The sequence below is a fragment of the Prochlorococcus sp. MIT 1307 genome (assembly GCF_034092395.1).
GTDB lineage: Bacteria > Cyanobacteriota > Cyanobacteriia > PCC-6307 > Cyanobiaceae > AG-363-K07.
This window is the reverse complement of sequence record NZ_CP139301.1, coordinates 427,815-449,580: the sequence shown is the minus strand read 5'-3', so window position 1 is coordinate 449,580 and position 21,766 is coordinate 427,815. Positions and strand designations below refer to the sequence as shown.

Here is a 21,766-nt window from a genome sequence, read left to right as displayed (position 1 = left end):
ATAAGCCTCTTTACAATCTTCAATTATTGCCCTGTCTTTCTAATTTGGCTAAAAATAAAAATATGGCTTTTCGTTGGTTTCGTGAAAATCCCCTACCTTCAATCAAGCTCGTCATCTTTTATTGCAGGACCATTAACCAAAGGTGCAATCCTCTTAGGTTCCTTAGCCCTTGGTCAGTGGTTCTTTACAGACCTCATACATGTCCCTGGAGGAGGACTTGGTGTTTTAGTACTTGGCGCTGGAATTTTCTGGCTTTCTAAACCTTTAGGAGGCCATTTTGAGGCCCCGACTACTGTTCAAGGATGGGTGACACGTTGCCAGAAAGTGTTGGAAGAATTTAAATCGTTGGATGGAGAAGAAAATTCAATTGGAAAGAATAATCAGAGATTAAATATTCTTAATGAAATTATTAATCGTTCTGGCCCTCAAAATATTGCTTTTGTTAGTTCTAAGGGAGTTCATCTTCCAGATAGATGCTCCGTTGAATCTGCCATCTGTGGTCCGAATCCTTTAAATCTTTCGTGGTCTTCTTCTCTTCCTCTCAAAGACAATGCCTGGATTTGGCCAAAGACTCTTTTTGAGCAAGATTTACTCGTTTATGTTTTGCCTTTGCCATTAATGGCCTCAGATCTTTTATGGCTTGAAAAGGTGCCAAATGATCAACCTTCATGGCTGATGGTAGATGATAATTCTTCATTAGATTGGCCCGAACAATTAAAGGCACTTCAATCTCAATTGCCACATCGATGGACAGACCGAATTCTTCGTTGGAACAATACTGAAAAAGATCTAACTAAGCTTTTAACGCCTGTTCGAAGAGTTCTAAAATACCCTCAGAAGAATATTGATTTAACACGACAAAGAGTGCTCGCTAAATTACATAGTTCTTGGCAAGCCGATCTTGAAAGTTTGCGCAGAGCAAAATTCAGAAATATTCAACAGAGAACTCAATGGGTAGTAGCTGGCGCAGTATTTGCATCTCCTGTTCCTACTACTGATTTGTTGGCAATTTCTGTTGCAAATGGGTTAATGATACAAGAAATGGCTCAAATATGGTCGTGTTCTTGGGGAGCAGAATCACTCCAGTTAATAGCTAGGCAATTGGCTGGAGCAGCAGTAGCTCAGGGTGTAGTTGAGTGGAGTGGACATGCATTACTTGGTGTGGCCAAATTACATGGAAGTAGCTGGTTAGCTGCAGGAACAATGCAGGCTCTTAGTGCGGCTTATCTAACTAGAGTTGTAGGACGTTCGATGGCTGATTGGATGGCTTTGAATAATGGAGTCTCTGAACCAGATTTAGAAGCATTGAAAAAACAAGCTCCAAAGCTTATAGCAAATGCAGCAAGACAAGAACGACTTGATTGGACATCTTTTTTAAAGCAAGCAGGGACATGGATAAATGATCGAAATAACAATCCATCTATTGAAACAACTTATTTAGAGGCGACCTAAGTATTAATGTCTAAATCTCTATTCATCTGCCCTTTTCTCTTTTTTTTAGAATAGTAATGAATCCCTTGAAACTCTTTAAAAAAATAATTCAGGTTAATTTCCAAAGCACTCTACAAAAAAAACTCAAATGTTTCCATCAATAGAGGCACTCATATGTCTATAATTAGTTCTACTAAGACACCTTGAATGTTAATTATTTATGCAGAAAATAATACAATCAGTATTCCGTTTCAAAAGACTTCCTGTTGCTTTTTGTTTTTTACTTCTTTTGTCTTCTTGTGGTCTTCCTAAAGGTATTAATCAGAACAAAAATGTTGATCATGGCAAGCCAATAGTTTTGACAACGTTTACTATATTGGCTGACATGGCAAGTAATGTTGCAGGAAATAGATTATTAGTTAAGTCAATAACTAAACATGGTGCTGAAATCCATGGTTATCAGCCTACACCTAGCGATTTAGTTAAAGCATCTAATGCTGACTTATTAGTCGAGAATGGTTTAGGTTTAGAGCTTTGGGCTAAAAAATTTACAGCAGCTGCAGGTGATATTCCCACTATTGTTTTGAGTGACGGAATTGATCCTTTGTTGATTGAAGGAGATGTTTATTCAGGTAAGCCGAATCCTCATGCTTGGATGTCACCTTTAAGGGCTATGCATTATGTTGATAATCTAGTTTCTGCTTTTATTCTTCTTGACCCATTAGGTAAGCAGTTTTTTATACAAAATGGAGAGAGGTATAAGGCAAAGCTAAAGAAACTTGATATGGAACTACGAGAAACGTTGTCATTGATACCGAAAGAAAGAAGAGTTCTTGTTAGTTGCGAAGGTGCTTTTACATACTTGGCTAAAGACTATGGCATGGATGAGGCATATCTTTGGCCAGTGAATGCCGAAAGCCAGGTCACGCCAAGACGTATGCTCAATTTAATGAAAGTAATCAAGGAAAGACAGATTCCAACAATCTTTTGCGAGAGCACTGTGAGTTCAAAAGCTCAACAGGAAGTAGCTAGAGCGACTGGAGCAGTCTTTGGAGGTATTTTTTATGTTGACTCGCTTTCGAAGGAAGGTGGACCTGCATCAACCTTGTTAGATCTTCAAAGACATAATGTTCACTTAATTCAAAAAGGACTTGCCAAAGAGTTTTCTCAGCAATTATGAATTCTTTGAACGCTCAGCTTCATATGCCTGTCCTAGGAATCGAAGCTCATGAGGTATGTGTTGATTACAACGGAACTGTGGCCCTGTATGACGCCAGCCTTCAGTTAAAAGCTGGTTCTATATGTGGCCTTGTAGGTATGAATGGCGCAGGGAAGTCAACGTTTTTTAAGGCCTTGATGGGTTTTGTCCGTCCATCTAGAGGGACTATTCGGATTAATGGTTCTGCCGTGCCTAAGGCGCAGAGAGACCAGTCTGTTGCTTATGTGCCTCAAAATGAAGGGATAGATTGCTCTTTTCCTGTAAGTGTTTGGGATGTCGTGATGATGGGCAGATATGGGTCTATGAATTTCCTTCGTATTCCAAGGGAATCCGATAGAAAGGCTGTTTGGCATGCGCTTGAAAGGGTTGATCTCCTTGAATTGCGTAAAAGGCCTATAGGAGCACTTTCTGGAGGGCAAAGGAAGAGAGCTTTTCTTGCTAGAGCGATTGCCCAGAGAGCGTCTGTACTTCTTTTGGATGAACCTTTTTCAGGTGTGGATGTTCGTACTGAAAAACTAATGTCGCAGTTGTTCTTCCAGTTCCGAAAGGAAGGTAGAACAATCCTTATCTCAACTCATGATCTAAGTCATGTAAGAGATTTCTGTGATCTTGTTGTTCTAATTAATAAAACTGTTTTGGCATATGGAGAAACATCAGAGATTTTCACTGATGAGAACCTTTCTAAAACATTTGGTGGAATGCCTCCTAATGTTCTTTCTGGGCCTACACCCTCTGAAGGTTTTTTGAATGAATGAACTTTTCGGGGCAATAACTCCCTTTTCATTGTTAGTTGAACCGCTTAGTCACGAGTTTATGCGTAGAGCATTAATGGTAAGTGCATTGGTTGGAGGAGTTTGTGGCCTTCTGTCTTGTTATATGACCCTTAAGGGATGGGCTTTGATGGGAGATGCGGTTTCACATGCAGTAATGCCAGGTGTTGTTGTTGCTTATGCTCTTGGCTTGCCTTTTTCTATAGGGGCTTTTGTTTTTGGTGTTGGCTCAGTAGCACTGATTGGCTTCGTAAAGCAGAAATCAAGAATTAAGGAAGATACAGTTATAGGTCTTGTTTTTACTGGTTTTTTTGCACTTGGATTGGTATTAGTTTCTAAGATAAAAAGTAATATTGATTTGATGCACATACTTTTTGGAAGCCCACTAGGAATATCCTCTTCTGATGTCACACAAACTCTTATAATATCTGCCGTAGTTGTTGCTGTGCTGCTCCTATTTCGTAGGGACCTGATGCTGTATTGCTTTGACGCGACACATGCTAGATCTATAGGAATCAATACTGGAATTCTTCATTATTTACTCTTGTCTGTATTATCGCTAGCAGCAGTCGCTGGGCTTCAAACTGTTGGGATTATTTTAGTGGTCGCAATGTTAATTACACCTGGAGCTACAGCATATCTACTTACAGATAGGTTTGATCGAATGACTTACTTGGCAATTATTAGTAGTGCTATTTCTAGTATTATTGGAGTATATATAAGTTATTGGTCAGATATTGAGACAGGGGGATCAATAGTTCTTGTTCAAACTCTTATCTTTCTTCTAGCTTTCTTATTTGCTCCTCGATATGGCATCCTGAAGTCTCAAACTGCTACTCATTTGTAGGTGTGATTAAACAATACGAATTACTCCAGAGAAGGGATGGTTCTTCTCCTAAGAATTGGGCATGGTGGCCCCTTTTGCCTCTTTATCCCTATGGTCGTAGAAATACTCTTTTTAATGAATTGATCCCAAATCAAATTTGGGGTTTTGAGCAATTACAAGGCCTTTATTACGTTGCTGTTCCAGTGAGATTGACTGTTGTAAAGGTTCCAGGCGGATTGATGCTGGTTAACCCCCTTCCTCCTACAGAAGAACTTCTTAGGAGCTTGAATAAACTTGAAAAAGAACATGGCCCTGTCCAAACAATCGTCTTGCCAACAGCTTCTGGTTTGGAACACAAAATATTTTTGCCTGCTATGGCGCGTGCTTTCCCTGAAGCGGAATTATGGATTTGTCCTGGTCAATGGAGTTTTCCTTTGAATATTCCTTTAGATTTGGTTGGTATTCCAAGAAGGCGGACGAAGGTTTTGCTGGAAGATGGAGTCCCCCATGAAGATACATGTAGTTGGTTTTCTTTAGGGCCTTTAGATCTTGGTCTGGGAAGATTTCAGGAAATCTCATGCTTTCATAAGCAATCGAATTCTTTGTTGGTTACAGATGCTTTGATTGCTATAAACAATGAGCCCCCAGCAATATTTAATTTTGATCCTTCGCCTCTTTTATTTCATTCTCGAGAAAAGGGCGATGAACCATTAATAGATTCACTTGAAGCAAGAAGAAAGGGATGGTTAAGATTAGTTTTGTTTGCTTCTTTTCTAAGACCTGAAAAACTTTCTATTCCATCAATAATGAATATTTTAAAAGTTGCTTTTAAGCCTGGATTACGCAATCCGAAATCTCATTTTGGTGTTTTCCCTTTTGAGTGGAAGGAGGGCTGGGATAAGTCAGCAAAAGATTTAATCGGTTATCAAGATCCCAAAATACAGATACCTCCAGTTTTAGAGAGGCTTGTTTTTCCAAGAGCTAAAGATGCATATCTTAAATGGCTAGATCAGCTAAGCACTTTAAGAAGAATAAGATGGTTAATTCCAGCACACTACTCAGCTCCAATACCGTTTACCTTTAGGTCAATCAAATTATTAAGAGAAAATATCTCTAAAAATCCATGGGCAATTGATAAAGGTAATTGGCGTTTCTTAGATACTTTAGATAGAACTCTTCTTGAAAATGGTGTTGTGCCTTCCGATCCGTTAGCTCCTTTTAAAGATTGAGATCTTCTGGGTTAATAGCCATCTCTTCATCGGAGAAAAGTGATTCTTCAAGTTCCTTCCTTTGTTCCATTTGACGTAGGAAATACCCAGTCATCATTGCTGAAGCTAGAAGACTGGCAAAGTTATCTCTTGTTGAAGTGACCTTAACTTCGAATTGCTCGCCAGGAAGCATTCCTAAAAGGCCTTGAACATTGTGGCGAATAATATCTTGGATGTCTGGACTAGCTGATTTGGCAACACGCTGCAGAACATCTGGTGATTGCTCCTGCAGATATTGGATCAGTGCATTGCCGTCCTGACCATCATTGTTATCTGTGGCTAGAAACTCCTGGTTAAACATCCCAGTGTGCTTTCCATCATGTGTAAGACCTTATCGCAGTAAGGTCTCAAGTTCTAATTTTTTGAGGGGTGGGGAACCGAATAGGTCCAAATTTATTTATTGGCCAGTATCTCCAGATAGCAGTTCCAATTACATTTCCTTCAGGCAGTAATCCCCAGAGATGAGAGTCAAGGCTGTTATTTCTATTGTCCCCTAATACCCATAGAGAGTGATTTGGGATTATCACAGCATCCATTTCATAATTGATTGGAAGTACTCGCCATGATTCATTAATTTCTTTATCGTTGCGAATTAATTGGCCTTTATGAACTTCGATTTTGTCTCCTGGGAGTCCCACGATACGTTTTATTAATGCTGAATTTTTGTCATATCCTGCATTTATTAACTGTTTTGGTGGGTGAAAAACGACAACGCTTTCAATCGAAAGTTGTCTTTTTCGAAGAAAATTTATCTTTGGACTCACTTTCTCTACCAAAATTCTGTCTTTAACTTCCAAAGTTGGAAGCATGGACCCTGATGGAATCCATCTGGGCTCAATTACTTGCCACCTCAGTAATAAGGCAAGTGTTAGCCAGATGAGAAAGGAGAACCATCCGTTTTTATTCTCCGACTTTTGTTTCTTTTGGGAGGAATTCATAGAAACCTTTTATTTAGATCTGTTATATCGGCCCATTTTGTCCGAGGATTAGACAAGTTCATCTTCAAGCACTGTCAATAGCACGCAAAAATTTAATTGCTTGTCAAGAGCTCTTGGTGGCTTTTCATGCAATGGGGCTGGAACATATCGTGCTATGCCCAGGAAGCCGCTCGGGTCCGTTAGCCCTCGCTGCGGGCGAACTGGCTAATAGAGGCCTCTTGAAACTCGTTAGTTGCATTGATGAACGTTCGGCTGCCTTCTTGGCCTTAGGAATAAGTACTGCTAATGGTAAGGCTGTTGTGGTGATAACTACTTCAGGAAGCGCGGTTGCTAATCTTTTGCCAGCAGCGATTGAGGCTGATAGATCCACTCAACCTATTTTATTTCTTACTGCAGACAGACCTATAAGGTTGAAGAATTGTGGATCTAATCAGACTGTCAACCAGGAAGAGTTTCTTCGCCCTGCTTGTAGATCTTTTGAACAAGGACCTAATGCTGGTATACATCACCTTCCTGCCGATGAGATATATGCCTTAGTGAGTAAATGTTGGCAGAAAGCACATTGTTTCCCTGGTCCAGTTCACCTTAACCTTCCAATAGAAGAACCATTACATGCCTCTTTAATTGAGCAAAAAGAAGTTTTCAAGCTCTCTTTAAAAGGATCTTTTAAGTTTAAAAAGGGAAATATTCCTAATTTTCATGATTTACCCTGCAAAGACTCATTATTTTCCTTGCCTTCATTAGATCCTTCTAGTCCAGGTGTTGTTGTGGTAGGTCCTTGGAGAGGTAAAAGTGAAAATTTGGCCGCTTTTCAGGTAGCACTTCGCAAGTGGCAATCAATTTGCGGCTGGCCAGTTTTTGCAGACCCCCTTTCTGGAGTTTCTTTTGATCAACCTGGTCTAATTAGTAATTGGGATTTACTTCTTTGTTCTGGTTTATCAATTCCAAAAAAAGATATGCAAGTTTTGAGATTAGGCCCTATGCCTTCTAGTAGGAACCTTGAAGATTGGTTGCTTTCTATAGGTAAAGTACAAGTTCTAATTACAGAAGGTGATTATCGGAACCTTGACCCTTTAGGACTGTCCTCCCAATGGAGCGGAGGATTTGTGAGTTGGTTGGAAAAGTTAGAGGCTCAATTTTTGCTTTCTTTAAATATTGATAAGACAGAATCAACAAGACTTTTGAATTTGTGTCTCCAAAAAGATCAAATCGCAAAAGATTGGTTGGATAAAAAATTAGTTTTGCATGGAGTGATTAGTGAGCCTGTACTCGCACATTGGTTGCCAAATTTGTTACCTTCTGGCATTCCAGTCATGCTTGCAGCAAGCAGTCCGGTTAGAGACTGGCTTTCTTATGGAGGTAAGGAATCTCTTCAGAGACGTTGTTTTGGGTTCAGAGGGGCGTCTGGAATAGATGGGACCTTATCTTTAGGTATGGGTTTATCAATGGCTCTTGGCCCTACTATTTTGATCACAGGAGATCTAGCATTGCTTCATGACAGCAATGGCTGGTTATTCTCCCAATCCCAAAAACCTCCATTGGTTGTGTTGGTTATTGATAATGGCGGTGGTGGAATCTTCAAACAAATTAATTTAGAGACAGAATCAAATGATTCTTTTCAAAGGCTATTTGCAATGCCTCAGACAATAGATATTCTTTCATTAGCCAAATCTCATGGTATCCCTTATCGACAAGTTTCATGTTTAGAGGATTTACAACTAGCACTTGATTGGAGCCTTTCCATGTCCGGCCCAGTATTGCTTCGTGTTTGTACGAATCCTGTTTTAGATGCTGATATGAGGAGAGAGATTCGTATGCTTTTTTCTAAGCATCTTCAGTTTGATTATCAAAAAAATTCACAGCTGAATGAAATCAATGGCTAAAGACTCTGACTGCCTATCTAACTCTTCGAGAAGAGTTTTACCAGGAGAAGCTAATGCTGAGTGGGAACCTTGGGGGGATTATCAAGATATTTTGCTTGATAAAACCACACTTGGCATTGCAAGGGTTGCAATCAATCGCCCAGAAAAGCGCAATGCATTTAGACCTCGTACTGTTGTGGAATTATGTGATGCATTTACAAGAATTCGAGATGAAAAAGATATTGGTGTTGTCCTTTTTACAGGAGTCGGTCCTTCCGCAGATGGAGGTTATGCTTTTTGCTCTGGAGGAGACCAAAGTGTTAGAGGAGAGGGAGGTTATATAGATGAAGACGGTTTGCCACGTTTAAATGTGCTTGACCTACAAAGGATTATTCGTAGTCTTCCAAAAGTTGTAATTGCTCTTGTAGCTGGCTACGCAATTGGTGGTGGTCAGGTTTTACACTTGTTGTGTGACCTTAGCTTGGCAGCTGAAAATGCTGTTTTTGGACAAACTGGACCGAAAGTTGGCAGTTTTGATGCAGGCTTTGGGTCAGGATATTTGGCAAGAGTTGTAGGACAACGCAAGGCAAGAGAAATATGGTTTCTTTGTAGACAATACGGACCTGAAGAAGCCTTGAATTTTGGGTTGGTAAATGCAATTGTTCCTCTTGATGAACTTGAATCAGAGGGAGTTCAATGGGCAAAGGAAATTCTTCAGCACAGTCCTACTGCAATTCGATGTTTGAAAGCAGCTTTTAATGCTGAAACAGATGGTTTGATGGGTCTGCAGGAATTGGCAGGACATACCACTCATCTTTTTTATCGAACGGAAGAAGCTCAGGAAGGTAGAAATGCATTCTTAGAGAAAAGGAGGCCTGACTTTTCTGGGTCAGAATGGCTTCCATGAAGATATTGGCCTTCGTACTCTTAGAGTCACTCGGCTATTAAATGAATTGAAATGCGCGTTTTATTTGCTGCTGCTGAATGCGCGCCGATGATCAAGGTTGGTGGAATGGGGGATGTAGTGGGATCATTGCCTCCAGCTTTGTCGAAGCTGGGGCATGATGTTCGTTTAATTATTCCTGGATATAGCAAGCTTTGGAGCGTGCTTGATGTACCTGATGAACCAATTTTCATTGCTAATACTATGGGTTCCGATTTTTCTGTTTATGAAACAAGACATCCAACAAATGAACTGCCTTTGTATTTAGTGGGACATCCTGCTTTTGATACTGAGAAGATTTATGGAGGTGATGATGAGGATTGGAGATTTACATTTTTTGCAAGTGCAGCAGCAGAATTTGCTTGGAATAAATGGAAACCTGAAGTTCTCCATTGTCATGATTGGCATACAGGAATGATTCCTGTGTGGATGCATCAGGATCCTGAGATAAGTACTGTTTTTACAATCCACAATCTGAAATATCAGGGGCCTTGGCGTTGGAAACTTGACCGAATGACTTGGTGCCCTTGGTATATGACTGGCGACCATACAATGGCAGCCGCGATGTTGTACTCAGACAGGGTTAATGCAGTCTCCCCAACTTATGCAAGAGAAATATGTACCAGTGAATATGGAGAAAATTTGGAAGGCCTTCTTAATTATATTTCTGGGAAATTGCGTGGAATTTTAAATGGTATTGACCTTGAATATTGGGACCCTGCTTCAGATAAGACACTTCCTTCTAACTTTAGTGTAGATGACCTTTCTGCTCGTGACCTTAATAAGAAAGTTCTACAAAATCGTATGGGGTTGGAAGAAGACCCTGACAAATATTTACTAGGAATGGTCAGTAGACTAGTTGATCAGAAAGGAGTTGATTTGCTCCTCCAAGTAGCTAAACGATTACTTTCTTATACAGACTCTCAGATAGTTGTTCTTGGATCTGGTGACAGAAACTTGGAGTCTGCTCTTTGGCAGCTTGCTATTGAGAATCCAGGTCGATTTTCTGTATTTCTAACTTATGATGATGATCTTGCCCATTTGATATATGCGGGTACAGATGCTTTCTTGATGCCAAGCAGATTTGAACCTTGTGGAATTAGCCAGCTATTAGCTATGCGCTATGGATCTGTACCTATTGTAAGAAAAGTAGGAGGTCTTGTTGATACTGTTTTACCCCATGACCCAACTAATGAAAGTGGAACAGGGTTTTGTTTTGATAGGTTTGAACCTATAGATTTCTACACAGCTTTGGTAAGATCCTGGGAGGCTTTCCGTCATCGTGACAGTTGGCGTAAATTACAATTAAGGGCTATGAATCAGAACTATAGTTGGGATAGTTCTGCTATTAAATATGATCTTATGTATAAAGAAGTGCGCGGAATAAAGGAACCTTCTCCAGATTTAGATGTAGTGCAGAAGCTATCTGTTGGTCAAGGTGCTGATCCCTCATTAAAAACTGATTCGAAAGCAAAGAACAAAGCTTGAATTAGTATTTAGTTAGATGAAATTCATTAGGGGCTCTAAAATATTAAAATCAAGGATAATAGTAATTTTTTATGAAATTTAATTCCAATTGATTATGCATAATAAAAAGGATAAGAGTTCGGATGTATCAGCTTTGCCTGCTCCCTATATTAGTCCTTGGAAAACCTTGAAGACCGATATAAAGTCAATTGGTTTTGATATATATCTAAGAGTTAGACAGTTGATAAGAATTAATCAAGAAGGAGATTTGCTATCAATTCCCTTTTTGCCTAAATATATTAATATGATTTTATTACCTTTATTGCTTGCGTTGGCACTTATAATAACTTTACTTACTTCATTCAAATATCATTTACATAGTACAACTCTCGAGAAGATAGATGATCAATTAATAGAATCTAGTATATCTCATCCTTTGAAGCAGGATAGTCAGAATAATTACCACCAAAATACTAACTATCCTTTTATTAATAAAGAAGGAAGTTATTTGTCTGCATGGAAAATGGATGTGGTTTTATCCTCTATTTTGAAAGAAGATTCTTTTTTCTCTAATTATCCAGATGACTTATTTGTTGGTTCTAAGATCGAATCTCTAAAGAATTCTATTTTGATACAACTAGGGCCAAAATGGCAAGATTTAACCATCACGGAGAAGAATTCATTGGCAGAACATCTATTAGATGTTGTTTATATAAAAGGCTATGAGAATTTACAGCTATATGATGAGATGGGTCACCTTTTGGCACGAAACTCTAGGATAGGAAAAGAAATTATTTTGTTTGAACAGGTCTAGTATTGATGTTATTGACCTTTGGAGATCTAAAGCAAATATGGGGAGAAGCTATATGTTTAACCCCACAAAATCTCAATACAACTTTGGGAACAATCTGTACTGACAGTAGACAGATTAGAAAAGGAGATTTCTTTATTGCTTTACAAGGTAAATCTTTTGATGGTCATAATTTCCTTTTAGAAGCCTTTGAAGGTGGGGCTCAAGGAGCTGTCATTTCAGCAACCTCATCTATTCAAGTTCCAGAAGGATTTGTTTACTGGAAAGTGCCAAATACATTGCAGGCTTATCAACAACTTTGCTTATTACACAGGAAAAATCTAAATATTCCCTTGATAGCGGTTACAGGTTCAGTTGGAAAAACCACAACCAGAGAGTTAGTTAAAAGTTCGCTTGAATCTCTAGGCAAGGTGGTAGCAACTACAGAAAATAATAATAATGATATAGGAGTACCTCTTACAGTATTGGCGGCAGATGCATCTCATCAAGCAATTATTGTTGAGATGGGGATGAGGGGGTTAGGAGAAATTAAACGTCTTTCTAAGTGTACTGAACCTAATATAGCTATCATTACAAATGTTGGTAGTGCCCACTTAGAACTCTTAGGAAGTCTTAGGAATATTGCAAAAGCAAAATGTGAAGTTACATCTTTTCTAAGCTCATCGGGCGTAGTTGTTATTCCTGAAGGTTATAGATTATTGGAAGAAGAACTTATAAAAGTTTGGAATGGAAGAGTAATCAGGGTTGGAATTTTTGATAATGGTTCTAGTCAATTTATTTCTAATGAAAACATATTACCTAATCTTCCAAAAGCGGACCTTATTGGTGAAATTTCAGGAGATAATAGTGAGCTGCTTTTAGAAGGAGAAGTTTATAAGCTTCCAGTTGAAGGTAGACACAATGCTCTGAATTTTCTTTTGGCAATAGCAGTAGCAAGGGAGCTTGGTGTATCTAATGAATCTCTAAAACAATTGAATACAAAGATCCCAGCTGGAAGGCATACGATTTTAAGAGCAGGTCAGATTACTCTTATTGATGAGACTTATAATTCGTCCCCAGAATCTGTAAAGGCAGCCTTAAACCTTTTAGTTAGTAAGCCTGGTAGGCACTTTGCAGTATTAGGTACTATGCTTGAATTAGGAGATCAAAGTGATTCATTTCATCGACAGATTGTCGAATATGCAGCTGAAAAATCTATCGATGGATTGGTAATAGTTTCACGAGGTTTAGAAGAAAAAGTAATGAGGGAGGCTTCTGGAACTATCCCACTTGTAGAAGTCGTTCCTACTTCTGAGCAAGCCTTTTACAAGTTACAAACTTGGTTGAGACCAGGAGATGTTGTTTTGCTAAAAGCTAGTAGAGCAATTGGCTTGGAACGTCTCATTTCTCTTTTCTTAGAGGATTAATTTGTATTTTTTTTGATCTCCCAATCTTCCTTGTTGAATTGTTTTGCACGTCCAATTGCCAATGAACCGTTTGGCACGTCTTTTGTGAGAGTTGATCCTGCTCCAACAGTTATATCAGCTCCTAAAACAATTGGTGCAACTAAAACAGAATTTGCTCCAGTATTGGAGTTGTTGCCAATTTTTGTGAGATGTTTATATTTTCCATCATAATTAGCTGTGATAGTGCCTGCACCTATATTTACATTCTTTCCAAGATCTGCGTCACCTATGTAACTGAGATGATTAATTTTAGTACCTTGGCCAATAAAACTTTTTTTTACCTCGACGAAATTTCCTATTTTACATTCATCATTAATTAAAGCCTTCGGTCGTAGATGAGAGTAAGGACCAATTTCAACATTATTTCCTACTTTTGCATCATTTATTACTGAAAACATTACTTTCACAAAATTGCCAAGCACACAATTTTTGAGAAGAGATCCTGGTCCAATTGTGCAGTTATTACCTACCTGACAGCGTCCTCGGAAGTGTGTTTGAGGCTCAATTATAACGTCATTACCAAACTCACATTCCTCACTTAATGTACAGCTATTTTCATCAATGAAGGTAACCCCATTTAACATCCAAAAATCTCTTAGTTTTTGCTGGATTATTTCTTCGCAACAAGAAAGTTGTTGGCGATTATTTATACCACTTACTTCTTCTGGGTCGACTACCTGCAAGTGCATGCATTTATCAAGCATTTTTATAGTATCTGTGATATATAATTCATTCTGTTCATTTTTATTTGTTAACTTCGGGAGAATATGTTTTAGTTTTTCCCAGTTATAAACATAGACACCTGCATTTGTAAGTTTATTATCTTTTTGTTCATGATTGCAATCGCGATCCTCGATTATTTCACTTACATTGCCTAGTTCATCTGCAAATACCCTCCCATATCCTTCAGGGCTTGAAAGAGTTGCTGATAAGAATGTTGCTTCTACTTTTGATGTCCGATGTTGATGGATTAACCTGGCTATCGTTGTTTTACTTAAGAGAGGTACGTCACCATTTAATACTAATAATTCTCCTTCGAAATCTTTTAGAACTGGAATTAATTGCTGTATTGCATGTCCTGTACCTTTTTGAGGGACTTGGTTGATGAACTCTAGTTCTGGAATATGGCATAGCTTTTCTTTGATCAACTCAGCCTGGTGACCAACAATTAGCAATACACGATCTGGCTTTAGTCCATTAACACTTGCTAAAACACGTTCTATTAAGCTTTTACCTGCTAGTGATTGCAGGACTTTTGGCAGTTGACTTTTCATGCGGGTACCTTTCCCGGCCGCCAATATTGCGACAGCAAGCATGAGCTATTGGCATCTTCCTTAAATTTACCGGTTTGAGCTTTACTGTGCCTTTGCCCATCTTTGTTTCCAGTTGCTAGTAACTTCCAAATCACTATTTTTTTGTTCCTCTTCTCTACGTAGCAAAATCTCGCTATCACTATTTGTACCGGTTGGATCACGGTATGGAACCGCCGCTTTTGTTAAAAGGTGCTCTTCTTCTCTTTGGCTTAAAGGTTGCCAAATTGACTCTTGAGCTTTTTGGGTGAGTTCTTTTGTATTGGATACGGCAATTGTCCCATTACTCCATTTTCTTTTTTCATTTGTTAATGGAACTTGTGAGGCTAATTCTAATCCAGCCCTTCTAAGACTTGCTCTTATTGCAGCTGCACTGCAATAGGTGATCAACCTTCCATCAGGAGTTAATTTTTGGGCTAGCAGAAAAAGAAATTCCTCACTCCAAAGCATGGGGTTCTTATTAGGTGAAAAAGCGTCATGCAGTATTAGATCAAAAGAAAATCTTTTAGGAATAGATGTCAACTTGTGCCTTGCGTCTCCCCAAAGAATTTTGCCCCTACTTTTATTATTGGTCCAATAGCCGGTGTTTTTTAAGGCCATTAGAATTTCCTGAACTTCTTGTGACCAAAGTGATTTAAAAATTGGATTATTTATTCCAATACTCATTGGTCTATTGTCGATTTCAAGTCCCCACCATTGAAATCGTATTGAGTTTTTAATTAATTCTTCGAAGATGCATGCAGAGTTATATCCCATTCCCATACATACATCAAGGACATGAATACATGTTGAGTTGCTAAAGCGATCTAGTTGGGCGGGCTTTAAAAACTTTTTCTGTGCTTCTTTTAAAGCTCCACTTGAACAATGAAACCCTTCACGAAATCTGCTGCTGTGAATAGAAATGCTTCCATCATCTGTTGGATAAACAGATAATTCTCCAAAAATGTTTATATCAGTTGTTGATTTAATTCTGTAAACGTTCAAGGTCGTTCCAGAAATCTGGATAAGAGACTGCGGCTGCTTCACTTCTAGCAAGTTTAGAATCATCTTTAGCCAAGAGCGCAGCTATTGCCAGACTCATCGCTACACGATGATCTGTCTCACTATCTAATGATGCTCCGCGAAGTGAATTGTCTCCATGAATCGTAAGTCCATCAGAATGCTCTTCAATATTTGCACCCATTAACTTTAGTTGCCGTGCCATGACAGCTAATCGATCTGTTTCTTTTACTCTCAGTTCACTTGCACCTGATATTTGACTATCTCCATTGCAAAAAAGTGCTGCGACAGTAAGTATGGGCACTTCATCTACTAGGCGAGGGATTATCTCCGCGTCAATTTTGAATGGCTTTAGTTGATTCCCATAAGTCACCTTTATATCTCCAACAGGTTCACCTGCAATATCTTGCTTATTTAAGATCTCAAAATCCACCTCCATTTCTTTCATAACTTCTAGAACTCCAGTTCGAGTAGGGTTTAGCCCTACATTTTTTACTGTTATTTGTGATCCAGGAGTGATAGCCGCTGCAACTAACCAGAATGCAGCAGAGCTTATATCTCCAGGTACAACTATTTTTTGACTTTTTAAGTTTGCTCCTGGCATAACATTTATATGCCTTCCCATTTCACCTCCTATATGAAGATTGGCGCCAAATGCTTTCAACATCCTTTCACTGTGGTCTCTTGAATGCGCTGGCTCAATAACCGTTGTAGGCCCTTCAGCTGTTAGTGCTGCTAGTAAAATGGCTGATTTGACTTGGGCGCTAGCGATAGGCGTTCCAATAACTGCTCCACGTAACTGTTGTCCATATACAGACAGTGGGGCAAGATTTCCATTAGCGCGACCTCGTACTTGCGCCCCCATTAATTTCAGAGGCTGACCTACTCTTTGCATTGGTCTTTTGCTTAGAGATTTATCCCCGGTTAGAACAAAATGTTTGCCTTGTCTCCCAACTAATAATCCAAGAATTAGTCGCATAGTTGTCCCTGAATTTCCGCAGTTCAGGACTTCTTTGGGTTCTTCTAACCCCTCTAAGCCAACTCCTTCTACATGGACTACTTCACCTTGAGAAATGGGACTTATACGAACTCCCATTAACCGAAGGCAGGAGGCTGTGCTTATTGGGTCTTCTGCTGGCAATAACCCTTCGATGGTTGTTTCGCCCTCTGCAATCGCTCCAAAGAGTAGTGCTCGGTGAGAAATTGATTTATCGCCAGGCACGCGCACAATCCCTGATATCCTTCCACCTGCCTTTAGCTTTCGAGTTGATGTATTGATACTTGTAAGGCTCAAGGAAAGAAGATCAGTTTATCTATTTAATTTTATTGGTTAACTTGCTTGATGGCTTCTTTAGTTCTTGGTTAATTGCCTTTGACGTAAAAGCTCATCTATTACATAACCAAATAATGCTGGGTCTGGCTCTTTATTTTCCAGGTCTGATAGTCCTAATTCTTCCCACCTTGCATCAATTTTGGATTCAAGTTCTTCAGGTCGACTTAGAGCTTCACCCCATTCATGTTTCTTTTCTGGGCCAATTTTTTTGGTTGCGTCAATTGCTAACCTTCCCCCAAGGCCAATGTTCTCACTGGCAAAATCAAGACTATCGAAGGGAGTATTTTCTAAGATAAAAAGATCTCTTTGAGGATCTACTTGACTAGCTAATGTCCAAACCACCTGACGTGGGTCCCTGACATTGATATTTGAGTCGACAACGATAACGAATTTTGTGTAGGTGAATTGAGGAAGTGCGCTCCAAAATGCCATAGCCGCTCTTTTGGCCTGGCCTGGATATGCTTTCTCTATAGAAATTATGGCAAGTTTGTAACTAAGGGCTTCCATCGGAAGGAAGAAATCGAATATTTCAGGAATTTGTTGACGAAGGATAGGTGTATAGATTCGATTCAGTGCGATAGCCAGCATTGCTTCTTCTTTAGGTGGCCTTCCACTAAAGGTTGTTAAAAAAATGGGATCTTTTCTTTGTGTTATGCAATGGAACTTTATTAGCGGAGAATTCTCTACACCTCCATAAAAACCCATGTGGTCTCCAAAAGGGCCATCTTCCAATTTTGCTTTAGGACTGATGGTTCCTTCAAGAACTATTTCACTATGACTTGGAACTTGTAAATCTATTGTTTTACAACGAGTGAGCCTTACACCTTCGCCTGCATATAACCCTGCAAAAAGCCATTCGCTCATTTGTACTGGAATTGGGGTTGCAGCTGCCATTACGAGAAGAGGATGTACACCAATTGCCACTGCTATTTCAAGTTTTTTCCCGAGTGCTTCAGCTTTTCTTAAGTGAAGTGCTCCTCCTCTAACACTTAACCAGTGAACAGTCATGGTTTGTGGTGATTGACGCTGCAGCCTATAAACCCCAACATTTGGGACCCCTGTCTCTGGGTCTTTAGTTATTACTAGTCCAAGTGTGATGACACCACTAGCGTCCTTGGGCCAGGGACGTATTAGGGGCAAATCATCAAGATTTACTTGATTTCCTTTCAATATTTTTTGGTGACAAGGTGGCGTCAAGTCGAAATCTGGTCGAGCTTTTATTAGATCCCAAATTACGTTTGCAAAATCTTTCGTTTCTTTTATGCCTTTAGGTGGTTTTGGTTGTTGTAGCAAAGCTAGTTTTTGTCCTAATACTTCAAGATCTTGAGCTTCTTCTAGCCCTAAACTCCAGATAACTCTTTCCATTGTTCCTAGAAGATTTATCGCAACAGGCATCGAGGTACCTTCCACATTTTCGAACAAGAGAGCAGGACCTCCTATCGCAAGTACCCTGTCACTTATTGCAGCAAGTTCTAGATCAGGGTTGACCTTTGCTTTGATTCTCCTTAATTGACCTCGCGTTTCTAATAGATCAATAAAACTCCTCATGTCACGGGACGCTGGTCCAGGACTAAGTAGGGACATTGGTTCAAAACAATTGGCTTGGTGGTTTAGTTACTGTGGCCCATGGTGATAATTGTTGAAGTTAATGGACCTTTCTTACTTTCATGTGGCTGGTGATGTTCCAAAGGGCTTGGAACCTGAAACTGCAGTTGTAATAGATGTCCTTCGTGCTACTACTACAATTGCATGGGCACTGCACAATGGAGCAGAGGCTGTAGAGACTTTTGCAGATCTGGAGCAACTTAAAAAAAAATCACATGAATGGCCTCAAGACTCCAGGCTTCTAGTTGGTGAACGCGGAGGTAAACGAATTGAAGGATTTGATTTAGGTAATTCTCCTGTAGATGTTCTTCCCAGCCTGGTTAGAGGGAAAAGACTTTTTATGAGTACTACAAATGGCACACGCTCACTAGATGTAGTGAGAAATGCTGGAACTTTATATACCATGGCTTTACCGAATCGCAGAGCAGTTGCAGAGAGGTTGCTTTGTGAAATGCCTAACCAGCTTTGCATCATCGGAAGTGGATGGGAAGGTACCTATTCCTTGGAAGATTCCCTTGCTGCTGGTGCCCTTGCGGCATTTCTTTTAGATAAAGCATCAAATTCTGTCGAAATAGTAAATGATGAATTAACAGCAGCTTTGGCTTTATGGGATAAATGGAAGGAAGATAGAGAAGGTTGTTTACGCCTAGCAAGTCATGGTAGAAGACTCATTGGACTGGGGGATCATGATGCTGATTTCAAATGTTGTTCGGAGCTAGACCAAATTGATGTAGTGCCATTTCAAGTTGAAGTGGGGGTGCTAAGTGCATCATGATTTCTTAAAGTCAATTTCTACGTACCAACCCTGTGTCTGACTTTTTGGCAGCAGCTGTGCAGCTAACTAGCACCTCTAAGCCTGAGGTCAATTTTTCTGCGGCGGAAGAACAAATAGAACTTGCTGCCCGCAGAGGTGCTGAACTTATTGGTTTGCCAGAGAATTTTGCATTTATGGGAGACGATGAGGAGAGGCTAAAACTTTCAGCATCACTTGCAGAGAAGTGCAGTCGTTTCCTGGTCACAATGGCTCAGCGTTATCAAGTAGCTCTTCTTGGTGGTGGTTATCCAGTTCCTGTAGATGATGGAAAACGTACTCTTAATCGAGCCGAGCTTTTTGGTCAAGATGGCCAGTTATTAGCGAGATATGACAAGATTCACCTTTTTGATGTTGATCTTCCAGAAGGCAATACTTATAGGGAATCTTCAACAATAGTCCCAGGTGAAAATGTTCCTCCTGTTGTTGATATACCAGGTCTTTGCAGAGTTGGACTTTCTATTTGCTATGACGTACGTTTCCCTGAGTTATATCGACACTTAGTTGAAGAAGGTGCTGAATTAATTATGATTCCAGCAGCTTTTACAGCTTTTACCGGAAAGGATCATTGGCAAGTACTACTTCAAGCTAGAGCTATTGAAAACACAGCATATGTTTTAGCTCCTGCTCAAACTGGTTTGCATTATGAACGTCGCCATAGTCATGGCCATGCGATGGTTATTGATCCTTGGGGAACAGTTCTTGCAGATGCTGGTGTGATTCCAGGAGCTGCGATAGCCCCACTTGATACTTCACATGTTGGCCGTATTAGAGAGCAAATGCCTTGTTTGAAGCATAGAAAACCTCAGCTTTTTTAGCAGATGGTTTTTGGTACTTCACGTCATCTTTTGTTGTTGATGGCATGTGTTTTCCAAATAACTTTTATGTCAAATCAGCTCCCTTTAAAAGCTGCAAGTTCTTTGGCTGCTTGGAAGTTTGGAGAAGATGGAGTCCTAAAATTGCGAACGTCTATTGGAGCAAAGCTACAAGCATTTTTTCAAGATGGGCAAGATGGAAATGGAGATAGAATCTGGATAGACTTCCCAGGAGAACCTATACGCCCTCGATCATTTGATGGCAGTGGTCCGCTAGAACAAATTCGAGTAGGCCAGCCTCAACCGGGAGTTACTCGGCTTGTAATTGAGTTCAACAAATCAGTTACTTTTGATCCAAAAACTCTTCAACTAGTAGGAACATCACCTGATCTTTGGGAGTTGAAGTTTGTAGATATTCCAACTATTGGTCTAAAAAGTCTTGGAGAGGGCAACCTTGTAAGAAGGCCAGTAGAGGCTTCACTACATACAAACTTTTCTAGTAGAGGCATTTCAACCACTATTGAATTGCCAGAAATCGCTAGAGGACGTTATCGGGTGGTGATTGATCCTGGCCATGGAGGACCTGATGTTGGGGCCATAGGTATTGGCGGTATACGAGAGACGGATGTTGTTCTTGATATATCAATTCAGGTAGCCAAAATTCTTGATCAGAAAGGAGTAAAAGTTCATTTGACAAGAAGTTCAGAGGTTGATCTTGATCTTCCACCACGAGTAGCAATGGCGAATCGACTCGCTGCGGATGCTTTTGTAAGTATTCATGCAAATGCTTCTAGGAATATCCGAAAAGATGTAAATGGAATTGAGACTTTCTATTTCACAGGTTCCAAAGGTTTTCGTTTGGCAAGTCTTATCCAAAATGAGGTTTTAAAAGCATCTCCAGGCAGTCCAAATCGAGGCGTTAGGAGGAGTCGTTTTTTTGTTATTCGTCACACACACATGCCTGCTGCTCTTGTTGAAACGGGCTTTCTTACTGGAGGACTTGACTCATCTCGTTTGGCTCAACAATCTCATCGGAGCAAAATCTCTTTTGCAATTTCCCGCGGGATTCTTTTGTATCTTCAGGGGGGGGAGATTCGTTGATTGCTCGTTTAGGCCTTTTTGATAGTGGTATCGGTGGCTTTACTGTGCTGAACAAAGTAGTAGAAAGGCATGGTGATGTGCATTGCTTGTATTTGGGAGATACAGCGAGGGTTCCATATGGAGAAAAACAAGCCTCAGAGATCCGGTTAATTGCAAAAGAAATTGCGCATTGGTTCCTTTGTGAGGATGTCTCTGCAATTCTTGTAGCTTGCAACACAACAAATTCATTGGCCTTTGATGTTGTTCAAAAGGTTGCAAATATACCCATCATTGGTTTGATCAATGCAGCTGCTGAATTGATTACGGAATCCAAGGTGGGAGTTTTAGCTACAAGTGCGACCGCATCTTCTAATGCCTATAAAAATCAAATTGAAGCCTTTAGACCTGGCACAATTGTGTTTGAACAAGCATGTCCAGCTTTTGTTCCATTAATTGAAGCAGGCCAAATGTGTAGTAATTCAATAAATAGATTCGCAGTTGAATATTTGACACCTCTTCTTGATGCCGGGGTAGAGGTGGTTGTATTGGGCTGTAGCCATTACCCATTACTTCAACCTTTTTTACAAGAAATCATTCCAAAACATATTCGCTTAGTTGATCCAGCAATTGGTTTGGCCCAAAAGCTTGACAGGCTTCTAGGTACCCCCAAAACCACGTTGCAGAGTCCATTCTCGATTTCTAATACTCGATTTTGTGTCACTTCAAATCCAATCGATTTTGCTGCAAAAGCAGCTCATTTGTTAGGGGTTTGTCCTGAAGTCGATCTCGTTTCACTACGACCTAAGGCATGTTTCTTCTAGGATCATCATATC

Annotated in this window: 20 protein-coding genes; 14 read left to right on the top strand and 6 right to left on the bottom strand. The window is 39.8% G+C overall.

Translation table 11 applies throughout. The features are described from left to right. The first annotated feature begins 81 nt into the window (after positions 1-81). The 5 genes from SOI82_RS02355 to SOI82_RS02335 all read left to right on the top strand — a co-directional run bounded on the left by SOI82_RS02355 (position 82) and on the right by SOI82_RS02335 (position 5,475). The gene (locus SOI82_RS02355; RefSeq protein WP_320667783.1) at positions 82-1,452 is read left to right on the top strand and encodes a YcjF family protein; all 1,371 of its coding nucleotides are present in this window, start codon (positions 82-84) and stop codon (positions 1,450-1,452) included. A 199-nt stretch (positions 1,453-1,651) separates the two neighbouring features. Beyond that, complete coding sequence (locus tag SOI82_RS02350; protein WP_320667782.1) at positions 1,652-2,611, top strand: metal ABC transporter substrate-binding protein; 960 nt, start codon at positions 1,652-1,654, stop codon at positions 2,609-2,611. Further along, positions 2,608-3,405 carry a metal ABC transporter ATP-binding protein gene (locus tag SOI82_RS02345; protein WP_320667781.1) on the top strand — a complete coding sequence of 266 codons (798 nt, stop codon included), beginning with the start codon at positions 2,608-2,610 and terminating at the stop codon, positions 3,403-3,405. The genes SOI82_RS02350 and SOI82_RS02345 overlap by 4 nt, the downstream gene beginning before the upstream one ends. Beyond that, a complete protein-coding gene (locus SOI82_RS02340) occupies positions 3,398-4,267 on the top strand; it encodes a metal ABC transporter permease (RefSeq protein ID WP_320667780.1) in 870 nt (289 codons plus the stop codon). Before SOI82_RS02345 ends, SOI82_RS02340 begins: the two co-directional genes overlap by 8 nt. 2 nt (positions 4,268-4,269) lie before the next feature. Beyond that, positions 4,270-5,475 (top strand): DUF4336 domain-containing protein, encoded by a 1,206-nt coding sequence (locus SOI82_RS02335; protein WP_320667779.1) that lies wholly within the window; start codon positions 4,270-4,272, stop codon positions 5,473-5,475. Here the strand turns inward: SOI82_RS02335 and SOI82_RS02330 are convergent. Both SOI82_RS02330 and lepB read right to left on the bottom strand, forming a co-directional pair. Continuing rightward, positions 5,465-5,815, bottom strand: coding sequence for a DUF760 domain-containing protein (locus SOI82_RS02330; RefSeq protein WP_320667778.1), 351 nt, complete (start codon positions 5,813-5,815; stop codon positions 5,465-5,467). The genes SOI82_RS02335 and SOI82_RS02330 overlap by 11 nt on opposite strands. A 46-nt stretch (positions 5,816-5,861) precedes the next feature. Continuing rightward, on the bottom strand, positions 5,862-6,452 hold the full coding sequence (gene lepB, locus SOI82_RS02325) for a signal peptidase I (RefSeq protein ID WP_320667777.1): 591 nt from the start codon (positions 6,450-6,452) through the stop codon (positions 5,862-5,864). Positions 6,453-6,523: 71 nt separating this feature from the next. Here lepB and menD point away from each other — a divergent pair, with 71 nt between their 5' ends. The 5 genes from menD (at position 6,524) to SOI82_RS02300 (ending at position 12,941) form a co-directional block, all read left to right on the top strand. Next, on the top strand, positions 6,524-8,335 hold the full coding sequence (menD, locus tag SOI82_RS02320; RefSeq protein ID WP_414153537.1) for a 2-succinyl-5-enolpyruvyl-6-hydroxy-3-cyclohexene-1-carboxylic-acid synthase: 1,812 nt from the start codon (positions 6,524-6,526) through the stop codon (positions 8,333-8,335). Then, entirely contained in the window at positions 8,328-9,221 is an 894-nt protein-coding gene (gene menB, locus SOI82_RS02315) for a 1,4-dihydroxy-2-naphthoyl-CoA synthase (RefSeq protein WP_320667776.1), read from the top strand. Before menD ends, menB begins: the two co-directional genes overlap by 8 nt. A 51-nt stretch (positions 9,222-9,272) precedes the next feature. Next, entirely contained in the window at positions 9,273-10,745 is a 1,473-nt protein-coding gene (gene glgA, locus SOI82_RS02310; protein ID WP_320667775.1) for a glycogen synthase GlgA, read from the top strand. Between the two features lie 94 nt (positions 10,746-10,839). After that, positions 10,840-11,538 carry a hypothetical protein gene (locus tag SOI82_RS02305; protein ID WP_320667774.1) on the top strand — a complete coding sequence of 233 codons (699 nt, stop codon included), beginning with the start codon at positions 10,840-10,842 and terminating at the stop codon, positions 11,536-11,538. Positions 11,539-11,543: 5 nt separating this feature from the next. Continuing rightward, a complete protein-coding gene (locus SOI82_RS02300; protein ID WP_320668456.1) occupies positions 11,544-12,941 on the top strand; it encodes a UDP-N-acetylmuramoyl-tripeptide--D-alanyl-D-alanine ligase in 1,398 nt (465 codons plus the stop codon). Here the strand turns inward: SOI82_RS02300 and glmU are convergent. The 4 genes from glmU to SOI82_RS02280 are packed head-to-tail and all read right to left on the bottom strand — an operon-like array spanning position 12,938 to position 18,206. After that, positions 12,938-14,296, bottom strand: coding sequence for a bifunctional UDP-N-acetylglucosamine diphosphorylase/glucosamine-1-phosphate N-acetyltransferase GlmU (gene glmU / locus SOI82_RS02295; protein WP_320667773.1), 1,359 nt, complete (start codon positions 14,294-14,296; stop codon positions 12,938-12,940). The two genes, SOI82_RS02300 and glmU, sit on opposite strands and share 4 nt — an antisense overlap. A gap of 39 nt (positions 14,297-14,335) precedes the next feature. After that, positions 14,336-15,274 carry an MnmC family methyltransferase gene (locus tag SOI82_RS02290; protein ID WP_320667772.1) on the bottom strand — a complete coding sequence of 313 codons (939 nt, stop codon included), beginning with the start codon at positions 15,272-15,274 and terminating at the stop codon, positions 14,336-14,338. Beyond that, entirely contained in the window at positions 15,255-16,583 is a 1,329-nt protein-coding gene (aroA, locus tag SOI82_RS02285; RefSeq protein ID WP_320667771.1) for a 3-phosphoshikimate 1-carboxyvinyltransferase, read from the bottom strand. The genes SOI82_RS02290 and aroA overlap by 20 nt, the downstream gene beginning before the upstream one ends. A 57-nt stretch (positions 16,584-16,640) precedes the next feature. After that, positions 16,641-18,206: a UbiD family decarboxylase gene (locus tag SOI82_RS02280; RefSeq protein WP_320667770.1), complete on the bottom strand. Its 1,566-nt coding sequence runs from the start codon at positions 18,204-18,206 to the stop codon at positions 16,641-16,643. Between the two features lie 64 nt (positions 18,207-18,270). Here SOI82_RS02280 and SOI82_RS02275 point away from each other — a divergent pair, with 64 nt between their 5' ends. Genes SOI82_RS02275 through murI form a run of 4 tightly spaced genes read left to right on the top strand, consistent with a single transcriptional unit; the run spans position 18,271 to position 21,754 of the window. Continuing rightward, a complete protein-coding gene (locus tag SOI82_RS02275; RefSeq protein WP_320667769.1) occupies positions 18,271-19,002 on the top strand; it encodes a 2-phosphosulfolactate phosphatase family protein in 732 nt (243 codons plus the stop codon). A gap of 32 nt (positions 19,003-19,034) precedes the next feature. After that, positions 19,035-19,856: a carbon-nitrogen hydrolase family protein gene (locus SOI82_RS02270; RefSeq protein WP_320667768.1), complete on the top strand. Its 822-nt coding sequence runs from the start codon at positions 19,035-19,037 to the stop codon at positions 19,854-19,856. Positions 19,857-19,859: 3 nt separating this feature from the next. Then, positions 19,860-20,954, top strand: coding sequence for an N-acetylmuramoyl-L-alanine amidase (locus tag SOI82_RS02265; RefSeq protein WP_320667767.1), 1,095 nt, complete (start codon positions 19,860-19,862; stop codon positions 20,952-20,954). Next, a complete protein-coding gene (gene murI / locus SOI82_RS02260; protein WP_320667766.1) occupies positions 20,951-21,754 on the top strand; it encodes a glutamate racemase in 804 nt (267 codons plus the stop codon). Before SOI82_RS02265 ends, murI begins: the two co-directional genes overlap by 4 nt. Positions 21,755-21,766: the final 12 nt, after the last annotated feature.

Coding starts and splice junctions, on each gene's coding strand:
- SOI82_RS02350 (WP_320667782.1), top strand. CDS start 1,652: ATGCAGAAAATAATACAATCAGTATTCCGTTTCAAAAGACTTCCTGTT.
- SOI82_RS02345 (WP_320667781.1), top strand. CDS start 2,608: ATGAATTCTTTGAACGCTCAGCTTCATATGCCTGTCCTAGGAATCGAA.
- SOI82_RS02340 (WP_320667780.1), top strand. CDS start 3,398: ATGAATGAACTTTTCGGGGCAATAACTCCCTTTTCATTGTTAGTTGAA.
- SOI82_RS02330 (WP_320667778.1), bottom strand. CDS start 5,815: ATGTTTAACCAGGAGTTTCTAGCCACAGATAACAATGATGGTCAGGAC.
- lepB (WP_320667777.1), bottom strand. CDS start 6,452: ATGAATTCCTCCCAAAAGAAACAAAAGTCGGAGAATAAAAACGGATGG.
- menB (WP_320667776.1), top strand. CDS start 8,328: ATGGCTAAAGACTCTGACTGCCTATCTAACTCTTCGAGAAGAGTTTTA.
- glgA (WP_320667775.1), top strand. CDS start 9,273: ATGCGCGTTTTATTTGCTGCTGCTGAATGCGCGCCGATGATCAAGGTT.
- SOI82_RS02305 (WP_320667774.1), top strand. CDS start 10,840: ATGCATAATAAAAAGGATAAGAGTTCGGATGTATCAGCTTTGCCTGCT.
- SOI82_RS02300 (WP_320668456.1), top strand. CDS start 11,544: ATGTTATTGACCTTTGGAGATCTAAAGCAAATATGGGGAGAAGCTATA.
- glmU (WP_320667773.1), bottom strand. CDS start 14,296: ATGCTTGCTGTCGCAATATTGGCGGCCGGGAAAGGTACCCGCATGAAA.
- SOI82_RS02280 (WP_320667770.1), bottom strand. CDS start 18,206: ATGTCCCTACTTAGTCCTGGACCAGCGTCCCGTGACATGAGGAGTTTT.
- SOI82_RS02275 (WP_320667769.1), top strand. CDS start 18,271: ATGGACCTTTCTTACTTTCATGTGGCTGGTGATGTTCCAAAGGGCTTG.
- SOI82_RS02265 (WP_320667767.1), top strand. CDS start 19,860: ATGGTTTTTGGTACTTCACGTCATCTTTTGTTGTTGATGGCATGTGTT.